Annotated in this window: 19 protein-coding genes and 4 tRNA genes; 5 read left to right on the top strand and 18 right to left on the bottom strand. The window is 55.0% G+C overall.

Annotated elements, in window-relative coordinates; all coding sequences use genetic code 11:
• The first annotated feature begins 2 nt into the window (after nt 1–2).
• Both hemY and V1603_RS02125 read left to right on the top strand, forming a co-directional pair.
• Nucleotides 3–1,202: a protoheme IX biogenesis protein HemY gene (gene hemY, locus V1603_RS02120; RefSeq protein ID WP_116343728.1), complete on the top strand. Its 1,200-nt coding sequence runs from the start codon at nt 3–5 to the stop codon at nt 1,200–1,202.
• A gap of 169 nt (nt 1,203–1,371) precedes the next feature.
• Nucleotides 1,372–2,583, top strand: a complete 1,212-nt coding sequence (locus tag V1603_RS02125; RefSeq protein WP_116343699.1) for an MFS transporter — start codon at nt 1,372–1,374, stop codon at nt 2,581–2,583.
• A gap of 506 nt (nt 2,584–3,089) precedes the next feature.
• Here V1603_RS02125 and V1603_RS02130 read toward each other — a convergent pair.
• The 17 genes from V1603_RS02130 to trxA all read right to left on the bottom strand — a co-directional run bounded on the left by V1603_RS02130 (nt 3,090) and on the right by trxA (nt 18,248).
• Nucleotides 3,090–3,166 (bottom strand) — tRNA-Pro (locus V1603_RS02130).
• 45 nt (nt 3,167–3,211) lie between these two features.
• Nucleotides 3,212–3,297: transfer RNA gene (locus V1603_RS02135), tRNA-Leu, on the bottom strand.
• A gap of 21 nt (nt 3,298–3,318) precedes the next feature.
• A tRNA-His gene (locus V1603_RS02140) sits at nt 3,319–3,394 on the bottom strand.
• A 68-nt stretch (nt 3,395–3,462) separates the two neighbouring features.
• Nucleotides 3,463–3,539 (bottom strand) — tRNA-Arg (locus tag V1603_RS02145).
• Nucleotides 3,540–3,641: 102 nt separating this feature from the next.
• Entirely contained in the window at nt 3,642–5,027 is a 1,386-nt protein-coding gene (locus V1603_RS02150) for an amino acid permease (RefSeq protein ID WP_163330942.1), read from the bottom strand.
• 197 nt (nt 5,028–5,224) lie between these two features.
• Complete coding sequence (gene wecG, locus V1603_RS02155) at nt 5,225–5,965, bottom strand: lipopolysaccharide N-acetylmannosaminouronosyltransferase (RefSeq protein ID WP_116343697.1); 741 nt, start codon at nt 5,963–5,965, stop codon at nt 5,225–5,227.
• A 12-nt stretch (nt 5,966–5,977) separates the two neighbouring features.
• Nucleotides 5,978–7,330 (bottom strand): ECA oligosaccharide polymerase, encoded by a 1,353-nt coding sequence (gene wzyE / locus V1603_RS02160; RefSeq protein WP_116343696.1) that lies wholly within the window; start codon nt 7,328–7,330, stop codon nt 5,978–5,980.
• Entirely contained in the window at nt 7,327–8,406 is a 1,080-nt protein-coding gene (locus V1603_RS02165) for a TDP-N-acetylfucosamine:lipid II N-acetylfucosaminyltransferase (RefSeq protein ID WP_166712608.1), read from the bottom strand. Before V1603_RS02165 ends, wzyE begins: the two co-directional genes overlap by 4 nt.
• On the bottom strand, nt 8,403–9,653 hold the full coding sequence (gene wzxE / locus V1603_RS02170; RefSeq protein ID WP_163330943.1) for a lipid III flippase WzxE: 1,251 nt from the start codon (nt 9,651–9,653) through the stop codon (nt 8,403–8,405). Before wzxE ends, V1603_RS02165 begins: the two co-directional genes overlap by 4 nt.
• A 1-nt stretch (nt 9,654) precedes the next feature.
• Complete coding sequence (gene rffA, locus V1603_RS02175) at nt 9,655–10,785, bottom strand: dTDP-4-amino-4,6-dideoxygalactose transaminase (protein ID WP_395313445.1); 1,131 nt, start codon at nt 10,783–10,785, stop codon at nt 9,655–9,657.
• 4 nt (nt 10,786–10,789) lie between these two features.
• On the bottom strand, nt 10,790–11,467 hold the full coding sequence (gene rffC, locus V1603_RS02180; protein ID WP_395313446.1) for a dTDP-4-amino-4,6-dideoxy-D-galactose acyltransferase: 678 nt from the start codon (nt 11,465–11,467) through the stop codon (nt 10,790–10,792).
• Nucleotides 11,464–12,726 carry a UDP-N-acetyl-D-mannosamine dehydrogenase gene (gene wecC / locus V1603_RS02185; RefSeq protein ID WP_395313447.1) on the bottom strand — a complete coding sequence of 421 codons (1,263 nt, stop codon included), beginning with the start codon at nt 12,724–12,726 and terminating at the stop codon, nt 11,464–11,466. Before wecC ends, rffC begins: the two co-directional genes overlap by 4 nt.
• Nucleotides 12,723–13,853 (bottom strand): non-hydrolyzing UDP-N-acetylglucosamine 2-epimerase, encoded by a 1,131-nt coding sequence (gene wecB / locus V1603_RS02190; RefSeq protein ID WP_163330946.1) that lies wholly within the window; start codon nt 13,851–13,853, stop codon nt 12,723–12,725. The genes wecC and wecB overlap by 4 nt, the downstream gene beginning before the upstream one ends.
• A gap of 56 nt (nt 13,854–13,909) precedes the next feature.
• A complete protein-coding gene (gene wzzE / locus V1603_RS02195; RefSeq protein ID WP_116343689.1) occupies nt 13,910–14,956 on the bottom strand; it encodes an ECA polysaccharide chain length modulation protein in 1,047 nt (348 codons plus the stop codon).
• Nucleotides 14,957–14,969: 13 nt separating this feature from the next.
• Nucleotides 14,970–16,073: a UDP-N-acetylglucosamine--undecaprenyl-phosphate N-acetylglucosaminephosphotransferase gene (gene wecA, locus V1603_RS02200; protein ID WP_080330358.1), complete on the bottom strand. Its 1,104-nt coding sequence runs from the start codon at nt 16,071–16,073 to the stop codon at nt 14,970–14,972.
• Between the two features lie 241 nt (nt 16,074–16,314).
• Nucleotides 16,315–17,574, bottom strand: a complete 1,260-nt coding sequence (gene rho / locus V1603_RS02205; protein WP_008501566.1) for a transcription termination factor Rho — start codon at nt 17,572–17,574, stop codon at nt 16,315–16,317.
• Between the two features lie 344 nt (nt 17,575–17,918).
• Nucleotides 17,919–18,248, bottom strand: a complete 330-nt coding sequence (gene trxA / locus V1603_RS02210) for a thioredoxin TrxA (protein ID WP_006179218.1) — start codon at nt 18,246–18,248, stop codon at nt 17,919–17,921.
• Nucleotides 18,249–18,392: 144 nt separating this feature from the next.
• Here trxA and rhlB point away from each other — a divergent pair, with 144 nt between their 5' ends.
• Nucleotides 18,393–19,661 carry an ATP-dependent RNA helicase RhlB gene (gene rhlB, locus V1603_RS02215; RefSeq protein WP_021242834.1) on the top strand — a complete coding sequence of 423 codons (1,269 nt, stop codon included), beginning with the start codon at nt 18,393–18,395 and terminating at the stop codon, nt 19,659–19,661.
• 6 nt (nt 19,662–19,667) lie between these two features.
• On the top strand, nt 19,668–21,152 hold the full coding sequence (gppA, locus tag V1603_RS02220; RefSeq protein ID WP_116343688.1) for a guanosine-5'-triphosphate,3'-diphosphate diphosphatase: 1,485 nt from the start codon (nt 19,668–19,670) through the stop codon (nt 21,150–21,152).
• A 47-nt stretch (nt 21,153–21,199) separates the two neighbouring features.
• Here gppA and rep read toward each other — a convergent pair whose 3' ends face one another.
• Nucleotides 21,200–23,224, bottom strand: a complete 2,025-nt coding sequence (gene rep / locus V1603_RS02225) for a DNA helicase Rep (protein ID WP_116343687.1) — start codon at nt 23,222–23,224, stop codon at nt 21,200–21,202.
• A gap of 85 nt (nt 23,225–23,309) precedes the next feature.
• Here rep and ppiC point away from each other — a divergent pair, with 85 nt between their 5' ends.
• The gene (gene ppiC / locus V1603_RS02230; protein ID WP_004886861.1) at nt 23,310–23,591 is read left to right on the top strand and encodes a peptidylprolyl isomerase PpiC; all 282 of its coding nucleotides are present in this window, start codon (nt 23,310–23,312) and stop codon (nt 23,589–23,591) included.
• Nucleotides 23,592–23,648: the final 57 nt, after the last annotated feature.

The following is a 23,648-nucleotide window of genomic DNA, read 5'->3' on the forward strand; positions in this document are numbered from 1 at the left end:
TGATGCTAAAAGTCCTTTTACTCTTCATCCTGCTGATCGCCGGGATCGTCCTGGGGCCGATGCTTGCGGGTCATCAGGGATACGTCCTGATCCAGACCGATAACTACAACATTGAAACCAGCGTAACGGGTCTGGCGATCGTTCTGATCCTCGGCGTCGTGGTACTGCTTGCCGTTGAATGGATCCTGCGCCGTATTTTCCGTACCGGTGCCCATACCCGCGGCTGGTTCGTAGGCCGTAAGCGCCGCCGCGCCCGTAAGCAAACGGAACAGGCGCTGCTGAAGCTGGCCGAAGGCGATTATCAGCAGGTTGAAAAGCTGATGTCGAAAAACGCCGATCACGCAGAACAGCCAGTGGTGAACTATCTTCTGGCAGCCGAAGCGGCCCAGCAGCGCGGTGATGAAGCCCGCGCTAACCAGCATCTGGAACGCGCGTCTGAACTGGCGTCTGGCGACCCGATCCCAGTGGAAATTACCCGCGTCCGCCTGCAGCTCGCGCGCAATGAGAACCACGCGGCGCGCCACGGCATTGACCGTCTGCTGGAAATCGCACCACGTCATCCGGAAGTCCTGCGCCTTGCGGAGCAGGCCTATATTCGTACCGGCGCGTGGGGCTCGCTGCTGGACATCATTCCGTCGATGGCGAAGGCCGAGGTGGGTGATGATGAACATCGTGATGAGCTTCAGCGTCTCGCATGGATTGGCCTGATGGATCAGGCGCGCGCCGACCTGGGCAGCGACGGTCTGAAAACCTGGTGGAAAAATCAGAGCCGGAAAACGCGCCAGCAGGTTCCTCTGCAGGTGGCTATGGCGGAACATCTTATTGAGTGTGACGATCATGACACCGCGCAGGAGATCCTCCTCGACGGCCTGAAGCGCCAGTACGACGATCGTCTGGTCATGGTGATCCCGCGCCTGAAAACCAATAACCCTGAGCAGGTCGAGAAAGTGCTGCGCCAGCAGATCAAAACCGTCGGTGACCGTCCGCTGCTGTGGAGTACGCTGGGCCAGTCGCTGATGAAGCACGGGGAATGGCAGGAGGCGAGCCTGGCCTTCCGTGCAGCGCTGAAACAGCGTCCGGACGCGTTTGACTACGCGTGGCTTGCCGATACGCTCGACAAACAGCATAAGCCAGAAGAGGCAGCCGCCATGCGGCGTGATGGGCTGTTATTGACGCTGCAAAATAACGGAACGCAGCAGTAATTCATCAGGAGGCCAGACGGCCTCCTTTTTTTATCACTGTTCTCCTGCTACATTCTTTACACCGACAGCCGCAAACGAACCCGCCAATGTAACGATATCTTTTCATTAACCTTTTTTCGCACATGCGCGATCTGCGCATGGACTAAATCGTTTCTGAAAGGAAAGCGTCATGAACTCGCTTTTATACGCGCTTATTGAAGCGCTGCGCTGCCATCGCTGGCTGCGCCTGCTTGCCTGTGCTTTTATCTTCTCTTCTCTGGGAAATGGGTTAACCCAGGTCGTCGTCTTCGGTCTGCTGTTAGCGTGGTCGGCCCCGCCAGCGCTGCTGACCCTCGCTTTTCTGTTCGCCACGGTGCCGGGGTTTATCGGCAGCATGCTCGGCGAAAGGCTGTGCTCGCGCTTTTCTCCGATATCCCTGCTGATATTGACCGAAGGACTGGGCTTACTTGCCCTGCTCTTTCCCCTGCTTGGCGTGGGTTATCATAGCGTTGCCGCGTTACTCGCCGTGCAATCCACCGAAGCGCTGCTCAGCGGGATGAGCTGGCCCGCCCTGACTTTACTCTTTAAGCGCGGACTCAGCGAAACGGAACTGCCTGCCGCCACCTGCCTGGAAAATGTGATTTTTGCGTCTCAGGTGTTATTAGGTACCGGGCTGGGCGTGGTGCTTTTTCAGAAGATACCCGTGCTCGCCTTGCTGGCCATTGATGCCATCAGCTTTCTCGGGTCGCTGGTCATGCTATGGCTGGCGGGAGGCCTGTTTACTTCGGCGTCACGCACCGGCCATGTGGAAAAGGGGGCTTCAGCGACATTGCGCTGGCAGACATTGACCGTTCGGCAGAAACGCAGCTTGCTCATTTTGCCGGCGCTGGCCGCCGTCGGGTCACCTGCGATGGCGCTTCTTCCGGCGCTGGCCCAGCAGCTCCGTCCTCAGGACGCGGCGGGCCTTGCTCTGCCTTTGCTTTTCGCGAGGAGTATGGGGCAGCTTTGCGGCCCTCTGCTGCTGCAAAGAGACAGCCTGGCGCGTTTTGCGGCTCATACGCCGCGACTGTTGCTTTGCCTCGGCATCTTTCTGGCCGCTTATGGAATGCTGCCGTTTATGGCCGGCTGGATAGGGTATGCGCTGGGGATGATCTTTGTCGCGCATCTGGCCTCAAACGTGCTTTTTGCGGCGGGTACGTTTGGCGTACTCAGTAATTTTCAGGCCGCGCAAACCGCTATAGCCAGCGGTAAAGCCTGGCGCTGGCAAACGCTCAGTGCCTCTCTTTTTACCGGAGTAGCAGCGATAGTGGCATCAGAGTTTGGCTCAGTACAGGCGCTTTATATGGTTTCGTCAGCGGCTCTGCTGATGGTTGCCCTCATCATGCGCTTTTATCGGGAATAAGACATAAAAAAACGCCTGCTATAAAAGCAGGCGTTAAAACAGGTCTGTAAGACAACATATTTGGTGCTTCACTCAACGTTATGTCCATGGTGTCTGATGAGGCCGAAGCGACATCTGTCAGTGGACGATAAGCACCGTAAATGGCTCTGCGTCATTCCTGAGTTTATGAGGCACTAAGGCGAACATAAGAGATGGAATGAGCATCTACGCGTATATTATTGCACGTAACGTGCCAGATTTACACGCAGAAGTTTTACATGGCGCAACATTTTAAGATAAAAGGAAATTATGCTGTTCAGCGGCATCTGACGCTTCACAACGTATCGGCAAAAGCATAAATATGTCGCCAGGAAGAGACAGCAAATTCCTTAAATAATTATTTCCTGTAATTTCAATTTGTTGTATGTCGCTGAATCGCGACAGTGATACAGAGCGCTGTCGGGGGATAACTACAGGGGAGAAAAGTTGCAGAAAACAAAAAACCCCGCCGAAGCGGGGTTCAAAATTGGTCGGCGAGAGAGGATTCGAACCTCCGACCCACTGGTCCCAAACCAGTTGCGCTACCAAGCTGCGCTACTCGCCGATGTACTGCTTTTTTGAATTTTTAGTTCAATTTATTAAAAAGTCGTGGTGCGAGGGGGGGGACTCGAACCCCCACATCCTAAGGACACTAACACCTGAAGCTAGCGCGTCTACCAATTCCGCCACCTTCGCAATTCACAACTCTTTCAATAATGGGGTGGCTAATGGGATTCGAACCCACGACAACTGGAATCACAATCCAGGGCTCTACCAACTGAGCTATAGCCACCACTGTATTCTTTCACGCGGTACTGACTACTTCTCAGACCACCGCAGCTCTAGCGCCGGGAACTAAAATGGCGCGCCCGACAGGATTCGAACCTGAGACCTCTGCCTCCGGAGGGCAGCGCTCTATCCAGCTGAGCTACGGGCGCTTAGCGCCGTTGCGGGGCTGGATATTACGTACCTCCGCCCCCGCTGTCTAGTGCTTTTTTGAAAAAAATGCGCGTTTGGTTATGGTTTGCACATTTTGCCGCTTATTCCTCCACTTTCTGCGTTGTGGCACGGCGACCCAGGCCAAAAAGCTTATACGCGGCCGTCACTGCCGCCAGGAAGATCAGCCCGACAAACAGCGACATGCGGGTATCTTCATTAAAGTACATTCCAATTAATACGCAAATCAGGAACGCCATCGTCAAATAGTTCGCATACGGGAACAGAATCGAGCGAAACGGATGGCTGGCGATCGCTTTTTTATGCGCATGGCGGAAACGCAGTTGGCTGATGAGGATAACAAACCACGGCACCATGCCCGGCAACACGCTGGCGCTGTAGACGTAAACAAACACGCGCTGTGGATTAGGAATGATGTAATTCAGGCAGGAACCAATCAGCAGGATGACAATGGAGACCGCTACGCCCGCTACCGGCACGCCAGCACGTGAGACTTTACTCATTGTCGCAGGCAGCTGGTTATTTTTCGAGAGCGCGTAGAGCATACGGCCACAGCTGTACATCCCGCTGTTACAGCCTGACAGCGCTGCAGTCAGAACCACAAAGTTGATGATACCCGCTGCTGCTGTAATTCCGATCTTCGCAAAGGTTAATACGAACGGACTCCCCGTCGTCCCAATTTCGTTCCACGGGAAGATGGTGACGATGACGAAGATCGCACCCACGTAGAAAATCAGGATACGCCACAGCACTTTGCCCACCGCACTACGCAGCGTGACCTGCGGGTTTTTCGCTTCACCGGCGGTAATCCCGATCAGCTCCACGCCCTGGTACGAGGCCACAACGATACACAGCGCCGTCAGGAAGCCCTTCCAGCCGCCGGCGAAGAAGCCGCCGTGTTCAGTCAGGTTGCCAAAGCCGATGGCGTGTCCGCCGTTGCCAAAGCCATAAAAAATCACGCCCAAACCAATCACAATCATCACGATGATGGTGGTCACTTTGATCATCGCAAACCAGAACTCGATTTCACCGTAAAGGCGCACGGCTGCAAGGTTTGCCAGGGCCACCAGCCCCACGGCAATGAGAGCCGGTATCCACTGGGCCATGTCCGGGAACCAGAACTGGACGTAAACCCCTATCGCGGTGATTTCGGAGATGCCCACCGCCATCCACATAAACCAGTATGACCAGGCCGTCAGGTAACCAAAGAACGGGCTCATATACCGGTGTGCGTAAACGGCGAAGGAACCGGTCACCGGCTCCAGAAAGAGCATTTCACCCATTGAGCGCATGATGAAGAAAACAAACAGCCCGGCGATGATATACGCCAGTAATACGGAAGGGCCTGCCCATTTTAGGGTGCTTGCGGAGCCCATAAACAGGCCAACGCCGATAGTGCCGCCCAGCGCTATCAGTTCGATGTGACGAGCTTCCAGCCCACGCTGTAGCTCCGGTTGTTTCTCTGCCATAGATCCTCGATTGTGTTTGCTGTTTCCCGGCTTAATACCGGTTATTGTTTTTTAGGGGTACTAAAATACGGTGCGAATGGTTTCTTAAAATCGGCCAAATGGCAAACGATGCATTAAAAAAATGAATGCATTGCACAAAATATCAGCAGTTTTGCAGGCGAGTTGCAGCGCGAATAGCATATCGCGCTGCATTCTGATTACATTTTCCCGGTATAGTGCCAGGCGAGGTAGCGAAGCAGACGAATCTGTCGTTTAATGCGCGTCGGTTGCGATAGCAGGCGGTAAAGCCACTCCAGCCCCAGATTTTGCCAGACCTTTGGCGCACGCTTAACATGGCCGGTGAAGACGTCGTAGGTGCCGCCGACGCCCATATAGAGGGCATCCGGACAGACCAGACGGCAGTCGCGCATCAGGATCTCCTGGCGCGGGGATCCCATCGCCACGGTGACGATTTTTGCCCCGCTGTCGCGCACGCGGGCAAACAAAGCCTGCTGGTCTTCAGGCTTGAAGTAACCATTCTGGCTGCCGACGATATTCACATTCCATTGACGACGCAGTTTCTCTTCGGTCTCGGCCAGCACTTCAGGCTTACCGCCAATCAGGAAGACTGGCGTACCTTCCGCGCCTGCGCGGGCCATAAGCTGCTCCCAGAGGTCGGCACCCGCCACGCGGGAAACATTAGCGTCAGGATACTTTTTACGGATAGAGCGGACCACGCTGATACCGTCCGCGTATTTAAATTCAGCCGCTTCAATCAGGCTTTTCACCTCGGCGTTATCTTCCACCGCCAGCATCTTTTCCGCGTTGATAGCAACCAGCGTACCGGATTTCATCTGCCCGTCGGCGAACAGAAAGTCCAGCGCGTGCTGCATGTCGCGCCAGCCAATAAGCTGCAGGCCACGAAGCGCATAGCGCGGTGCAGAAGTTTTATCAGTCATTACTTTCCCTACTCAGACTTGCGACAGCGTTGTGTTGCCCTGTTGCTCGCGCTTGTGCACAAGCCCTGCGCTGTCGAACAGCCAGTACAACAGTTTGGCCAGTAACAGGCAGATGCCAAAAACGACCATGAAGAACACCACGCGTGAAACGAACGAGTCCAGACCCTCGCGCGCCAGAACGATCATATTGAAAATGGCACCAAAGCAAAAACTGTGCAAAATAGCCGCCTTGTAGCGGTTGGTCTCTTCGTTACCACGCACGTAGAGCCAGTCGAACCACTTGATAATCAGCCCTACGACAAACGCGCCCGGCAGGATAAACCAGCCTCCTCCCATCACCACCAGGGAACCAATCAACGTTGGCGAGATCGCCAGGCCCGAATGGTTGTTGAGCACTTCCCAGGTAAAATAGTTCGCGGTGTTGAGCACCACACCAGGGCGGTCCGGCCACAGCCAGCTCGGGATAAAGACGTAGAAGTCGCGAACAATCGGCGCCAGCCCCTGGAAATCAATCTTGTCGTAGTTTTGCAGCAGCAATGCCAGATTTTCCCACGGCGAGAAGGTGTCGCGCGTCAGGTAGAGGAACGTGTAAAACGCCTCATCGCCCGCCACGTTCATCCCGTAGCGCTTCAGCGCCAGCCAGAACATCCCCACAATGCCAAACACGCCTGCCGCAACCAGCATCCACAGCGAGATCCAGCCGCGGATAATGCCGATAAACAGGAAGATAGCGAAAGCGATGATAATGTTGGCGCGCGTACCGCCCACAATCATGTAGGTCAGGATACCGAACGCAACGGTACTGACCAGGAAGAACAGCCACGCTTTGCTGTCCTGGCGCAGGAAGAAGATCACCAGCATCGCCGGGATGAAGAAATAGAAGAATCGCTTAAGCGCCACGCCTGAGACTTCGGCCGAAAAAATCTGGCTGTAGGAGTGGAGCTTAAACAGCAGGAAGCCGTTATGCATGAAGAAGATGCCAACGCTGACCAGGGCGATGGTCATGAGCATCACCCACGTCAGATGGGTCTCCACCCGGTTCATGGTAAAGAGCGCTCGACGCGGGGCGGCGGCCTGCGCTGGCCGCAGACGCGTTTTATAGGTGACGTAGTAAACCGCATAGAAGCAGGTCGCCGCCAGCAGGGCCTGGAGGAGAATCTCCGGCGGCGCGACGCTCACGTCAAAACGGAAGACCAGAATGCTGGTCAGCGGGAAGCCGAAAAAGAATGTCAGCAGAAACAGCAACGAGAAGAACACGTTAAAGTTGAAGCGCACGCGGCGGAACTCAAACCAGGTGAGCGTGGCGATAAACAGGGTGCTCAGAAGCCAGACAACCAGTAAGCCGCTGAATTGCAACTGACTCATGCGTTGTCTCCTGAAGCGATACGCAGCGCGCGGTGCCACGGCGTGAGGTAATTCGGGCTGAAAAAGTCGATGCTATTTTTATCCACCAGCGTGAGCTGGCGCTGTGCTTCACGCACCACTTCGACATTCAGCATGTCTGAGGTGAACAGCACCGGAATATGCTGCTCGGCCATGTCCTGCCAGAACGGGTTGTCGCGGTTGAGCACGCACGGTACACCCGCCTGAATCAGCAGGCACAGCGTACCAATACCCTGCTGGCGGGCAAAGATGAAATAGCCCAGATCGCATTTTCGCAGCAGCGCAAGATAGTCATCAAACTCCAGCTTTTCGCTGAGAATGTGCAGATTTCCTTCGCTGAATAACGCAAGCCCCTGCTGGCGAACCTCATCAATGTAGGCTTCGTTGTTGACCGGATAACCCATCGGCACCACCACGTTCACCGTGTCACCAAACTGCTGGTATACCGCCCGTAGCGCGGCCACATGTTCGTTACTGCGGTCGCCGGAATTCCCCACCAGGATCGTCAGCTTGCCTTCGCGAACCGCGTCATTCGCCATGGTGTTCAGCGCCGGGTCCATACGGGTTGGGAAATAGAGTAGCTCGCCGCGCACGTTCGGGTGCAGCTTCGCAAAATAATTCAGATCGCCGCGGGTGGCAAAAACGCGGCCCACCCTTCCCTGCGCCATGCGACGCAGGGGATAGAAAAGACGGAACTTCCAGCCGCGGGAAACTTCGTAGAGATCAGCTCCCCAGATATGCCAGCTGCACTGGGAGGGTTTAATTCCCCCGCTGAGCAGAGCCAGCCACAGGCCGGTATTGAACTGCCCGTGGAAAAAGAAACGTTGCTCACGATCCGCTTTGGCTTTGGCAATAACCGCCTTCGCCAGGGAAGCTTTATCCGGCCAGAAGGCGATAGTCAGCGCCGGAAACGCCGCGCTCAGGCCATTATCCTGACCTGCAACCATAAACTCGCGCGCATCAGGATTTCCTGATGCCAGCTCGTCGTTAAAGAACCGCAAAACGGTCTGGTTATGGTGTGGGATATCCGATCCCAGGATATGAATCAGTGCAGTCATGCGCGTTTACGCCACAATAAAAATACGCCGCAGCAGGCAGCGAAATAAACGATATAGGTTGCCATATAGGCCTGAGCCGCCCCCAGCGCACCGTGCGCGGGTATCAACCAGTGTGAAAATGCTGTCAGTAGCGCAAACTGGCTAATCTCCGCCAGGATATACAGCCGCAGCGAAGCTTTCGCAATCACCAGATAGCCGAAAACGTAAGCCCCCACTTTCAGCACATCGCCCACCAGTTGCCAGGCAAAGAGATCGCGCATGGCGGTAAACTTTGCGGAGAAAAGCAGCCAGATGGCAACATCGCGCAATAGCCAGACGGTCAAACTGGCCGCCGCCACAGCGGGTAATACGAAACGCAAGGAGCGGGAAATTTCGCGGGTAATCTCCTGCCGGGACGTCAGGCGCGATAAGGTTGGCAGCAAATAAACGCTAAAGGAAGCCGTTATAAACTGGAGGTAAGCGTCGGAAATACTGCTTACCCCTTGCCAGATCCCCACCTCATCCCAGCTGTAATGCGCCGCCAGCAGGTTTCGCATCATCACGTATGCCACTGGCAGCGTGACGGAAGTAATGAGCGCCATCAGGGTAAACTTACCCAGCTGGCTGACAAGCACCTTGTCCCATTGTGGTTTCAGGTAACTCAGAGGGATAACGCCCCGACGCATTAGCATAAATGCCGCAGGCACAACAACCAGCGCCGGGACCAGCGCAAGTCCCAGCAGTGCGCCTTCATAGCCGCCCAGGCGATAGCAGAAGTAATAGGCAATCACGCCGATGACGCTGCCCAGGATTAAGGCAAGCGCGTTCCCGGCAGCATCGCGAAAACCTTTCATCAGCGCCAGCAGCAGGTTAGCCCAGGCAATGCCCATCTGGACCAGCGCAACCAGACGCACCAGCCCCTGGTAATGGGTGTGCCCGAACAATCCCTGGCTGATGGGCGCCGCCGCCAGCAGAAACACAATCGCCAGCAGGGTCGAAAAGCCCGTCACCATCGCCGACGCGGTGCCCACTACCCTGCGAAGCTGGGCCGCATCATCATGATATTGAGCAACGTATTTGGTCACGCCGTTGAAGATTCCGGCACCGGCCAGCACACCAAGGACGGTGACAAGCTGGCGGAAGTTGCCCGCCAGCCCCACACCAGAGGGCCCAAATGAGACGGCCAGCAGCTTTACGACCAGCAGTCCGGCACCAATTTTTACAAGCGTGGACGCGGCGGTCCACACCGATGCTTTTGCCAGAGACATATCAGCTGAAATAGCTCAGAAGGGTATTGATCACCGTACGCTGGTTAACTGGTGCGAGGTTGTAGAACAGCGGCAAGCGAAGCAAACGCTCACTTTCTTTCGTAGTGTAACGATCTTCACCCGCAAACGTGCCAAATGCTTCTCCGGCCGGGCTGGAGTGCAGCGGGATATAGTGGAACACCGCCATAATTTCGGCCTCTTTCAGCCAGGCGATGAGCTGGCTGCGATCGTCGTTATCGCGCAGCTTGATGTAAAACATGTGGGCATTATGGACGCAATCGGCCGGAATGGTTGGCAACTCAATACGCCCGGCTTTGGCCAGAGGCTCCAGCGCGTCGTAATAGGTTTGCCACAGGGACAGGCGCTGGAGATTAATCCGCTCAGCCGCTTCCAGCTGCGCCCACAGGTATGCCGCCTGCAGATCCGCCATAAGATAGCTGGAGCCGATATCGCGCCAGGTGTACTTATCAACCTGACCGCGGAAGAACTGACTGCGGTTGGTGCCTTTTTCGCGGATCACTTCCGCACGCTCAACCAGGGCACGATCGTTAATCAGCGTCGCACCGCCCTCACCGCCAGCGGTGTAGTTTTTCGTTTCGTGGAAGCTGAAGCAGCCAATGTGGCCGATCGTGCCCAGCGCGCGCCCCTTGTAGGTGGACATCACGCCCTGCGCGGCATCTTCAACCACAAACAGGTTGTGCTTTTTGGCGATCGCCATGATGGTGTCCATTTCACAGGCCACGCCCGCGTAGTGAACCGGCACAATCACGCGCGTTTTATCGGTGATCGCCGCTTCAATCAGCGTCTCATCAATGTTCATGGTGTCCGGGCGGATATCCACAAAGACAATTTTCGCCCCGCGCAGGACAAAGGCGTTTGCCGTGGAGACGAAGGTATAGCTCGGCATGATCACTTCATCACCGGGCTGGATATCCAGCAACAGGGCCGCCATTTCCAGCGATGCCGTGCAGGACGGGGTCAGCAGCACCTTAGCGCTGCGAAAACGCTGCTCCATCCACTGCTGACAGCGACGGGTAAAACCGCCGTCACCGCAGAGTTTGCCGCTGCCCATGGCAGACTGCATATAGTCGAGTTCGGTTCCCACGACGGGTGGTGCGTTAAATGGAATCATCTTGTCACCTGTATAACCAGTAGGCGGTGGCGTCGATGTTGGCACCACTCGCAATATAACGTTTAAGCGCGGCGGTGTTGCCCACCTGGGTCGCCACCCGCAGCGTCTCAACCTGCTGCTGCTGCGCCCAGTGCAGCGCCGCCTGCATGAGTTTCTCACCCATGCCGCGCCCGGCTAATAAGCCAATACGCGCCTCACGCGCGTTGAGCTTGCGCAGCGAGACAAATCCCTGAATCTGACCGTTCGCTGTACGGAAAACCAGGCAGACGTGGTCAAAGGTGCCTTTGACCGCATTCTCTATCCACTGGGCATAGAAACGTCCGCTATCGTCAGGGGCATACCAGGGCGTGCGAAAGCGGCTCTGCGCAAACGCCTGAGCCGCCATCTGGCGCAGCACAGGAATGTCCTGTTCCGTTGCAATTTCCGCGCCGGACACATCGTGCCGGGTAAGGGCAATGGAAAGGTCTACCTCACCCTCAACCAGCTGAAAACCACGCTGCTGGAGCGCGTCAAGCAGGTCGGTACGGTCCGCCGGGATTTTAGCCTGCACGCGCTGCCAGGCGCTGAGGTCCGCTTCCTGCAGGGCGGGCGCATTCTCGCGCCAGCGGACTATCGCCGAGGGGCGGGCAAAAAATGTGCTTTCCCACTCAAGGGATTCAAGCACGCCGTGAAGTTCACTCAACGCCAGACGCCTTTCGTATCAACCACATACTGCTGACGTACGGCATCACCGGACGTCGCTTTAAACTCTTTATGATCCACCAGCAGCACCAGCACGTCCGCCGTCGCCAGCGCGTCATCGAGCGCCGTCAGCGTGCAATGACCCGCAAGTTTTGCCGGCAGTTCATGAATATTCGGCTCAACCACCAGCGTTTCGCCCTTATGCCATTCGGCAATCATCTCAGCAATTTCCATCGCCGGGCTTTCGCGCAGATCGTCAATGTTGGGTTTAAATGCCAGACCAAAGCAGGCAATTTTCAGCTCGCTGGCGCGCTTGCCGCTCTCTGCCAGACAATCCGCTACCGTCGCTTTAACCTGGTTGAGCACCCAGTGAGGTTTGCTGTCGTTCACTTCTCGCGCGGTGCGAATCAGACGCGCCTGCGCCGGGTTCTGCGCCACGATAAACCACGGGTCGACGGCGATACAGTGGCCGCCCACCCCCGGGCCAGGCTGGAGAATGTTGACGCGCGGATGGCGATTCGCCAGGCGGATTAACTCCCAAACGTTAATCCCCTGATCGGCGCAAATAAGCGACAGTTCGTTAGCAAAGGCGATGTTAACGTCACGGAAGCTGTTTTCAGTCAGCTTGCACATCTCGGCTGTGCGGGAGTTGGTCACTACGCATTCGCCTTCCAGGAAAATCTTGTACAGCGCGCTGGCGCGTTCAGAACAGACCGGCGTCATGCCGCCAATGACGCGGTCGTTTTTAATCAGTTCGACCATCACCTGCCCCGGCAGCACGCGCTCCGGGCAGTAGGCGATGTTGATATCCGCCTGCTCGCCAGCCTGTTGCGGGAAGCGTAAATCAGGACGCGCTTCTGCAAGCCACTGTGCCATCTGCTCGGTGGCCCCCACCGGAGAGGTTGACTCCAGAATCACCAGCGCGCCTTTCTTCAGCACGGGGGCAATGGATTTTGCCGCCGCCTCGACATAGACCATATCGGGCTCGTGGTCGCCTTTAAAGGGCGTTGGAACGGCAATCAGGTAGGCATCCGCTTCCACTGGCGTCGTGCTGGCGCGCAGGAAGCCGCCATCAACCGCCTCTTTCACGACTCGGTCAAGATCGGGCTCTACAATATGAATTTCGCCACGATTAATGGTTTCTACCGCCCGTGCGTTGATATCCACACCGACAACCTGTTTTTGACGGGAGGCGAATGCCGCCGCCGTGGGCAGGCCAATATAGCCAAGGCCAATGACAGAGATGGTAGTAAAACTCATAGCGATACCCGATTGTGTTTAAGTGCATGCAAAATACGGCCACAAGCCTGCCCGTCTCCATACGGATTGTGGGCCCGGCTCATCGCCTGATACGCTTCATCGTCGTGCAGAAGGCGAGTGACCTCTTCGACGATGAGCTGTGCGTTGGTGCCGACCAGACGCACCGTCCCGGCTTTAACCGCTTCCGGACGTTCAGTGGTTTCACGCATCACCAGTACCGGCTTGCCAAGAGAGGGCGCTTCTTCCTGAATCCCACCCGAATCGGTGAGGATCAGCCAGGCGTGGTTCATCAGCCAGACAAACGGCATGTAGTCCTGCGGTTCAATCAGCAGGACGTTTTCGACGTGGCCCAGGATGCGGTTGACCGGCTCGCTGACGTTAGGGTTAAGGTGAACCGGATAGACAATTTGCACATCGTCGTTCTGCGCGGCGATTTCAGCCAGCGCGTGACAGATTTGCTCAAAACCCCGTCCAAAGCTTTCGCGACGGTGGCCAGTGACCAGAATGGTTTTTTTGCCGTTATTCAGGAACGGATAGCGGGCAGCGAGCTCTTTCTGCAGCTCGCCGTTTGCCAGTACGCGATCGCGTACCCAAATCAACGCATCAATGACCGTATTGCCGGTCACAAAAATGTTGTTATCGGCGACATTTTCACGCAGCAGGTTCTGCCGAGAGTTCTCGGTTGGCGCAAAGTGGTACATCGCCAGATGCCCGGTAAGCGTACGGTTGGCCTCTTCCGGCCACGGAGAATAAAGATTGCCGGTGCGCAGGCCCGCTTCAACATGACCGACGGGAATACGCTGGTAAAACGCGGCCAGGCTTGTTGCCATCGTCGTCGTGGTATCGCCGTGCACCAGCACGACGTCGGGCTTGAACGACTCCAGGATAGGCTTGAGATCCTGCAGTATGCGACAGGTTATTTCCGTCAATCCCTGTCCCGGCTTCATAATATTGAGGTCGTAATCCGGGACGATGGAAAAGAGGGTTAGGACCTGATCGAGCATCTCACGGTGCTGAGCCGTGACGCAGACCTTCGCTTCAATATCAGGATCGCTGGCCAGCGCATGAACCAGAGGCGCCATCTTAATGGCCTCCGGCCTGGTGCCAAATACAGTAAGTACTTTCACATCGATTCTCTTCGATTAGACGATGAAGGCCATAGCCTTCATCGTAAACGGCGTTCTTAGTTTGTACGACGACGCGTTAACGCCACGCCAGCCCCAACGAGTGCGCCCACAATCCCCCACATGATCATCAGGAATGCACGACGCGGACTGTCGCGTTTTACAGGTTCTTCAGGCGTTCTCAAATAACGATAGGTCTGAAAACGCGGATCCAGGGAGGGGCCGACATTAAGCGTATTAAGCATCGCGCGATTTTGATCGTAGTCGAGGTCAAAATCAGGCCCAACGGCCTGCAGATTTTCCAGACGCGCCTGCAGCATTGGGCGACCAAGAAGGAACATTTCAGAATCAGGTAATTCATCAGCCGGAACATCCGTCTCAGTGCGGGAAATGTTGTGCTGTTCCGCAATTTTCAGCGCCTGCTGAATATTATGGACGCGGCGCGCAAAAATAGCGTTTGCCACCTCTTCCTGACGTTTGACCTGTGCCTTCATCTGGATAGTACGGGCTGCCCAGGCACCTTTGAGCTCTTCATTGAGATGGCTTGCGGCACGCTGGCTGGCAAACGCGACGTACTGGCGCAACAGATTGTTGGCGTCCGGCGCGGTTTCGGCAATCAGCTTAACGCTGTCGTTGACGTTACGCAGCGCGTCGCCGGGCATAAACTGAATATTATTAATCAGATCGTCCAGCAGCGCGGCATCGGCTTTAGTGTTATCAACCCGACGCTGCTTGTAGTAATCCGTCTGGGACCAGAAATCGCGGCGCGTATCCCATGACGCCAGTTGCATCACAAACTCTTTGTAGGCCTCATCCATAACGGAGGCCTGGTCCGGGGTGGCAAGACTGGCTTTAATATCCAGGTTTCGCAGGAATTGCTGCTGGGAATAGTACCCCCCGAGCATGTTAACCGTTGGTCTGTCCGTGATTGCCGTGGCGCTCCACTCCTGTTTCGCAAAGAACGTGTAGGCCAGCGCCAACAGTGCGAACCCCAGCGCGATTCCCGCAATCCAAAGTTTGCCTGCCCATAACACGCGAAACAAACCCCGAATATCCAGTTCATTCTCAGTTACCACTGATTTCGCTCCCGCCAACGGTTGAGTCATCATAGTCCCGGTTTTACTTAGTTAATGTTGTGTTTTTGCCACTGTTACGTCGCATCCTGCGCTTAATACGTTTAATGAAACGCGCCACCTTCCATGCGCGCTTAATGCAGTAGCCGTAGAGAGAAAATGCTAGCAAGAACAATACCAACATGGCCCACTCAGGCACAAAATGCGTATATTCCGCCGTCACGCCAATCCCCGCTAGAATAGCAGCCGCCAGCGTAATAAGCACAAATGCCTGCCGGGAAGTGAATCCGGCTCGCATGATCAGATGATGAATGTGCTGACGGTCAGCAGAGAATGGGCTCATCCCTTTACGCAGTCGGCGATACATAATCGCAACCATATCCATTAACGGGATGGCGATAATCCATAAGGCTGTTACCGGACTGATGGGATGTACATCGCCCTGAGTAGTTTCCAGCAAAATCCAAATGATAGTAAAGCCGATAAGCGTGCTACCCGCATCCCCCATGAAGACTTTATAGCGTCGGCCCAATGCGCCGAGATTTAACAGGATATATGGCAGGATTGCTGCAATCATGGCGAAACACCACATAGCAAGGCTATATTGCCCATCGAACCATAAAATGAAACCAATTGCGGCAAATGAGACGCAGGAGAGGCCTCCAAGCAAACCATCAATACCGTCAACCATGTTGAACGCGTTAATCGCCACCCACACGGCAAAAAGTGTCAGGAAATAGCCGAACGGGCCGAGTTCCATCTCCCAGGAGCCAAAAATATAGCCCAGGCTACTCAAGTGCAACTTAGCGAATACCATCATTGCAATAGCGACAGCTGCCTGAACGAAAGCGCGTATTTTGACGCTAATGTCGTATCTATCGTCAAGAGCACCGATCACGACAAGAACTGCTGCGCAAGAGAGATACAACCTGGCATGCGGAATATAGTAATCTGCAATAGCAAAAGTGAAGCAGATCCCTGCAAAAACAGAGATACCACCGACCAGAGGGATCATGCCTTGATGACGTTTACGGAAGTTGGGTTTATCCACTAAGCCCAGATATTTCGCCACCTTACGTGCCAGAAACAAAAAGCAGGTGGTAAATAAGAAAATACTGGTTAGTTCAGTAAACGTATCAAGTAGGTTCACAATGGGTGTTCTCAACAAATGTTAGTCAAGGAAGTATAACCATCAAGGCGCCGAGCCTGAAGTTATAAAGCAAACCTCTTACAATTCCATTTGTTTATTATTCAAGCTATTAATGTTTTTACTGTGCGAATTATCTTATTGTCGCACTGACCGGTCAAAATTGGGAGTAGGTGGTACTAGCGTATAGTCCATAAAAGAAAAACGCCACGTAAAAACGTGGCGTTCGCTGGCTTTATTTGCGTTACGAGCGCTTCATCATGTCGAAGAAGTCGTCGTTGGTTTTGGTCATCGCCAGTTTGTTAATGAGGAACTCCATCGCGTCAATTTCACCCATTGGATGGATGATTTTGCGCAGGATCCACATTTTCTGCAGCTCTTCCTGCGTGGTGAGCAGCTCTTCTTTACGGGTACCGGAACGGTTGTAGTCGATAGCCGGGAAGACGCGTTTTTCAGCGATCTTACGAGAAAGGTGCAGTTCCATGTTACCTGTACCTTTAAATTCTTCGTAAATCACTTCGTCCATTTTAGAACCGGTATCGATCAGCGCCGTTGCGATGATGGTCAGGCTGCCGCCCTCTTCCACGTTACGTGCGGCACCGAAGAAGCGCTTCGGACGATGCAGGGCGTTAGCATCCACACCACCGGTCAGCACTTTACCGGAAGCTGGCACCACGGTGTTGTAAGCGCGCGCCAGACGGGTGATAGAGTCGAGCAGGATGATCACGTCTTTCTTGTGCTCAACCAGGCGTTTAGCCTTCTCGATAACCATTTCCGCAACCTGAACGTGGCGAGATGCTGGCTCGTCGAAGGTAGAAGCAACCACTTCACCTTTAACCAGACGCTGCATCTCGGTTACTTCTTCCGGACGTTCGTCAATCAGTAGCACCATCAGCACGCAGTCTGGGTGGTTATAGGCGATGCTCTGCGCGATGTTCTGCAGCAGCATGGTTTTACCCGCTTTCGGCGGCGCCACAATCAGACCACGCTGGCCACGACCGATTGGCGATGCCAAATCCAGAACACGCGCGGTTAAGTCTTCGGTAGAACCGTTACCACGCTCCATGCGCAGGCGAGAGTTCGCGTGCAGCGGCGTTAAGTTCTCAAAGAGGATCTTATTACGCGAGTTTTCCGGCTTATCGAAGTTAACTTCATTGACTTTCAACAGCGCAAAGTAGCGTTCACCCTCTTTAGGAGGACGAATCTTACCTGAAATGGTGTCACCAGTGCGGAGGTTGAAACGGCGGATTTGGCTGGGGGATACGTAGATGTCATCAGGGCCGGCGAGGTAGGAGCTGTCTGCAGAGCGGAGGAAACCAAATCCGTCTTGCAATATCTCCAGCACACCGTCGCCAAAGATATCTTCGCCACTCTTAGCGTGCTGCTTCAGGATGGCGAAAATGATGTCCTGCTTGCGCATACGAGCCTGGTTTTCCAGCCCCATATTTTCGCCGAGAGTGATCAGCTCAGAAACCGGCGTATTCTTTAATTCGGTAAGATTCATAATGGTGTGGGTTCTTAAACTCGGGGTGATTCTCGAACTTAATGTTGTGAATGGTATGGCAGGGTCATCCATGCCTGTTTAGCGGCCATCACCTCATGTCTGTTCGCTGTCTGGTCACAGGGAAAGAACGCAGAACTGAAACGACAAGACGGATTGAGTGACAAGCCCGGAATTTAGCCACTTCACGCATTGTTCATGTCAACAACGGGAAGTATCGGGTAAAACAAGATTCAAACAACAGATATGTTTAAAACGAAGTCATAGCTAACTTAGCACGACTTCAGCCGGGCGTCCAGAGTTCCACATCATTTAGGCGGGGGCTCTGGACGCACAGCGGAGAAACCTTACGCCAGGTTAGCGTCCAGGAACTCTTTCAGCTGACCTTTGGACAGCGCGCCCACTTTGGTCGCCGCCACTTCGCCGTTTTTGAACAGCAGAAGGGTCGGGATGCCACGGATACCGTATTTTGGTGCGGTACCCGGGTTCTGGTCGATGTTCAGCTTGGCAACCGTCAGTTTGCCCTGATATTCGTCAGCGATCTCATCCAGAATCGGGGCGATCATTTTGCAAGGACCACACCATTCAGCCCAGAAATCGACGAGGATCAGCCCGTCAGCCTTAAGTACGTCCGTGTCAAAACTGTCGTCAGTCAGGTGAATAATTTTATCGCTCATATATAACTCCACAGGAATAAGCCTGGTACGTTGGTTTTGTCTCCACCAACGACGTGTTGATGTCGCATTAACCAACTAAAGGTTGACTTTATTTCACCGGATACGCTTTCGTAAAGCAATAGTAAGCTGATATTCTACCACACTATGAGCAAAACACATTTAACAGAACAGAAGTTTTCCGACTTCGCCCTGCACCCGAAGGTGATTGAAGCCCTTGAAAATAAAGGGTTTCATAACTGCACGCCCATTCAGGCTCTCGCCCTGCCGCTGACGCTGGCCGGTCGCGATGTTGCAGGGCAGGCGCAAACCGGTACCGGCAAAACGATGGCGTTCTTAACGTCAACGTTCCATTATTTACTTTCTCACCCAGCGATTGCAGACCGCAAAGTTAACCAGCCGCGCGCGCTAATTATGGCCCCGACGCGAGAACTGGCGGTACAGATCCATGCAGACGCTGAGCCTCTGGCGCAGGCCACCGGCCTGAAGCTTGGCCTGGCCTATGGCGGCGACGGCTACGATAAGCAGCTGAAAGTGCTGGAAAGCGGCGTGGATATCCTGATCGGTACCACCGGCCGTCTTATCGACTACGCCAAACAGAATCACATTAACCTCGGCGCAATCCAGGTTGTGGTGCTCGATGAAGCTGACCGTATGTACGATCTGGGCTTCATTAAAGACATCCGCTGGCTGTTCCGCCGTATGCCGCCGGCCAACCAGCGCCTGAACATGCTGTTCTCTGCAACCCTCTCCTACCGCGTTCGCGAGCTGGCGTTCGAGCAGATGAACAATGCGGAATATGTGGAAGTGGAACCTGAGCAGAAAACGGGTCACCGCATTAAAGAAGAGCTCTTCTATCCTTCCAATGAAGAGAAAATGCGTCTGCTGCAAACGCTGATTGAAGAAGAGTGGCCCGATCGCGCCATTATCTTCGCGAACACTAAACACCGCTGTGAAGACATCTGGGGCCATCTGGCTGCCGATGGTCATCGTGTTGGCCTGTTGACCGGCGACGTGGCGCAGAAAAAACGCCTGCGTATTCTGGAAGAGTTCACCCGTGGCGATCTCGATATTCTGGTTGCAACCGACGTGGCGGCACGTGGTTTACACATTCCGGCCGTGACGCACGTCTTTAACTACGATCTGCCAGACGACTGCGAAGACTACGTACACCGTATCGGTCGTACCGGTCGTGCGGGCGCAAGCGGTCACTCGATTAGCCTTGCGTGTGAAGAGTATGCGCTGAATCTTCCAGCCATTGAGACCTACATCGGTCACTCTATCCCGCAGAGCAAATACAATCCGGAAGCGCTGTTAAGCGAACTGCCGCCGCCTAAGCGTCTTACCCGCCCGCGCTCCGGCAATGGTCCGCGTCGTTCAGGCGGCGCACCGCGTAATCGTCGTCGTTCAGGTTAAGAAAATATGCTCAGCTCCACCTCGCTCTATGCGGCAATTGATCTCGGTTCGAATAGTTTTCATATGCTGGTTGTGCGTGAGGTGGCGGGAAGCATACAAACGCTGACGCGCATTAAGCGCAAGGTCCGCCTCGCGGCGGGCCTGAGCAGCGATAATCACCTCTCCCCTGAAGCCATGGAACGTGGCTGGCAGTGTCTGCGCCTCTTTGCTGAGCGTTTGCAGGATATCCCGCATGCCCAAATCACCGTCGTCGCCACAGCGACGCTCCGACTGGCGGTTAACGCCGTAGATTTTATTGCCAAAGCGCAGGAAATTCTGGGGTGTCCGGTTCAGGTTATCAGCGGCGAAGAAGAAGCACGCCTGATCTACCAGGGCGTTGCCCACACCACCGGGGGTGACGATCGCCGCCTGGTGGTGGATATCGGCGGTGCCAGTACCGAGCTGGTCACCGGCACCGGCGCGCAGGCCACGTCACTGTTCAGCCTGTCGATGGGCTGCGTGACCTGGCTTGAGCGCTACTTTACCGATCGGAACCTGGGGAAAGAGAATTTCGACGAGGCAGAAAACGCCGCGCGCGAAGTGTTACGCCCGGTGATGGACGAACTGCGCTATCACGGCTGGAAAGTCTGCGTGGGTGCCTCAGGTACCGTGCAGGCCCTGCAGGAAATCATGATGGCGCAGGGAATGGACGAGCGAATTACGCTTGCCAAACTTCAGCAGCTTAAACAGCGTGCCATTCAGTGCGGACGCCTGGAAGAGCTGGAAATTGAAGGCCTGACGCTGGAACGTGCCCTGGTTTTCCCGAGCGGGTTGGCCATTCTGATTGCCATATTCACCGAACTGAATATCCAGTGTATGACCCTGGCCGGAGGCGCGCTGCGCGAAGGTCTGGTCTACGGGATGCTGCATCTGTCGGTGGATCAGGACATCCGCAACCGTACTCTGCGCAACGTGCAGCGCCGTTTTCTGGTTGATATCGATCAGGCAGGCCGCGTATCGCAACTGGCATCACGCTTTGCCGACCAGGTCGCTAACGCCTGGGATCTTGATCATCTGAGCCGCGATTTATTGCTGAGCGCCTGTGCGCTGCACGAGGTGGGGCTAAGCATTGATTTTAAGCAGGCACCTGCTCACGCAGCGTATCTGGTGCGCAACCTGGATTTGCCGGGCTACACGCCTGCACAGAAAAAGCTGCTGGCAACGCTGCTGCTAAACCAAACCAATGCCGTAGACCTCTCCTCTTTGCATCAGCAAAACGCCGTACCGCCGCGCGTGGCCGAGCATCTGTGCCGCCTGCTGCGTCTGGCGATCCTGTTTGCCAGCCGCCGCCGCGATGATTTGCTGCCTGCCATTAATCTGCTAGCCGATGATGAAAAGCTGACGCTGACGCTGCCAGAAAACTGGATTGATAATCACCCGCTTGGGGCAGAGATGATCGAGCAGGAGTGCCAGTGGCAGAGCTATGTGCACTGGGTACTCGAGGTGAAGTAATACGCTGAACATTGCCGGGTGGTGGCTTCGCCTTACCCGGCCTTGTATTATCCTTTCTCTTTGGCTTTTGCCAGCATGGCGCGGATGTTTGCCACGTTAGCCTGCCCCTTGTGCATCCGCTCTTCTGCGGTAATCACCTTGCGCTCCTGTTCCCAGATCAGGTCATCTTGCGGCAATTCCAGCAGGAAACGGCTCGGTTCCGGGCGGACGAGTTCACCGTACTGGCGGCGCTCTTTACAAAGCGTGAACGTCAGCTCCTTTTGCGCACGGGTGATCCCCACGTAGGCCAGGCGGCGCTCCTCGTCGACGTTATCTTCATCAATGCTGCTCTGGTGCGGCAACAGTCCCTCTTCCATGCCGACCAGATACACATACGGGAACTCAAGCCCTTTTGACGCATGTAGCGTCATAAGCTGAACCTGATCGGCCTCTTCTTCGCTCTCGCCGCGCTCCATCATATCGCGCAGGGTAAAGCGAGTGACCACCTGCGTCAGTGTCATCGGCTCGTCAATTTCAGAGCCCTCCAGCATTTCGGTCATCCAGCTGAAAAGCTGGTTAACGTTTTTCATCCGCATCTCAGCGGCTTTCGGGCTGGCGGAGGTTTCGTACAGCCAGGATTCATAGTCGATGCCGTGGATCAGATCGCGTACGGCTGCCACAGGCTCGCGCTCTGCCAGCCGCTGTACTTCGCCAAGCCAGTGAGTGAAGCGGGTTAAATTATCATACCCGCGCCCCGTCAGCGTCTGGCTCAGGCCCATATCAAAGCTGGCGGTAAACAGGCTTTTATTGCGGGTCATCGCCCACTCGCCGAGCTTTTGCAGCGTTGCCGGTCCAATCTCTCGCTTCGGTGTATTCACGATGCGCAAAAACGCGCTGTCATCATCCGGATTAGTGAGCACGCGCAGATAGGCCAGCAGATCTTTGATCTCTGGACGCGAGAAGAACGAGGTGCCGCCCGAGATCTTGTACGGAATGCGGTTCTGCATCAGCATCTTTTCAAAGACGCGCGACTGGTGATTGCCGCGATAAAGGATAGCGTAATCTTTATATTCGGTTTTATTGACGAAGTGGTGAGCGATGAGTTCGCCCGTCACGCGCTCCGCTTCATGATCCTCATTGTTGGCGCTGAGCACTTTCAGCTCCGTGCCGTAGCCCAGTTCGGAGAAGAGACGCTTCTCAAAAACGTGCGGGTTATTGGCAATCAGGATGTTTGCTGCCTTCAGGATACGCCCGGAGGAGCGGTAGTTCTGCTCCAGCTTAATCACCTGCAGGGCGGGGAAATCTTTGCTCAACAGCACCAGGTTTTGTGGGCGCGCGCCTCGCCAGGAGTAAATTGACTGGTCATCATCGCCTACCACGGTGAAACGCGCGCGCTGCCCCACCAGCAGCTTCACCAGCTCGTACTGGCTGGTGTTGGTGTCCTGATATTCATCCACCAGCAGGTAGCGGATTTTATTCTGCCAGCGCTCGCGCACTTCTTCATTGCGCTGCAGCAGCAGCGTGGGCAGCAGGATAAGGTCATCAAAGTCCAGCACGTTGCACGCTTTCATATGCGCATCGTACAGACCGTAGCAGTGAGCGAAGATCCGATCCCGTTCGCCTTTAGCGATCGCCGCGGCCTGGGCCGGGGTCATCAGATCGTTTTTCCAGTTCGAGATCGTCGAGATCAGCTGCTGCAACAGCACCTTATCATCTTCGATCAGCCCCTCAGTAAGCTCTTTAAGCAACGCCACCTGGTCGGTATCGTCAAAAAGCGAGAAATTAGACTTCATTCCCAGCGCCGCATACTCGCGTTTGATGATATCCAGCCCCAGCGTGTGGAAGGTGGAGATCATTAGCCCGCGCGCCTCTTTGCGCCCCAGCGTCTGGCCGACGCGCTCTTTCATCTCGCGCGCCGCTTTATTGGTAAAGGTGACCGCCGCAATGTGGCGCGCCTGGTAGCCGCAGCCGCGGATCAGGTGCGCAATCTTGTTGGTGATGACGCGCGTTTTACCGGATCCTGCGCCCGCCAGTACCAGACACGGTCCGGTGACAAATTCGACGGCTTGTTGTTGTCCGGGGTTTAAACGCATAAATGATCGCTCAATGAAAGTCAGGAGGGGAGAATAACAGCGTGGTAGTATAGCGAGCCTAATCCATACCACTCAAGGCACGATCATGGCAAAAACAGCAGCAGCACTGCATATCCTTGTTAAAGAAGAGAAACTGGCTCTGGATCTTCTGGAGCAGATTAAAAACGGTGCCGACTTCGGCAAGCTGGCGAAGAAGCACTCTATTTGTCCGTCAGGCAAGCGTGGCGGCGATTTAGGTGAATTCCGTCAGGGTCAGATGGTTCCGGCGTTCGATAAAGTGGTTTTCTCCTGTCCGGTGCTGGAGCCAACCGGTCCGCTGCATACCCAGTTCGGTTATCACATCATTAAAGTGCTGTATCGGAAATAAACAGCAAGGCCTTCTCTTAGATAAGGCCTTTAATGTTTGCACCCTCTCCCCGTGGGA

The organism is Enterobacter sp. ECC-219, assembly GCF_043966805.1.
GTDB classification, from domain to species: Bacteria; Pseudomonadota; Gammaproteobacteria; order Enterobacterales; family Enterobacteriaceae; genus Enterobacter; species Enterobacter cloacae_N.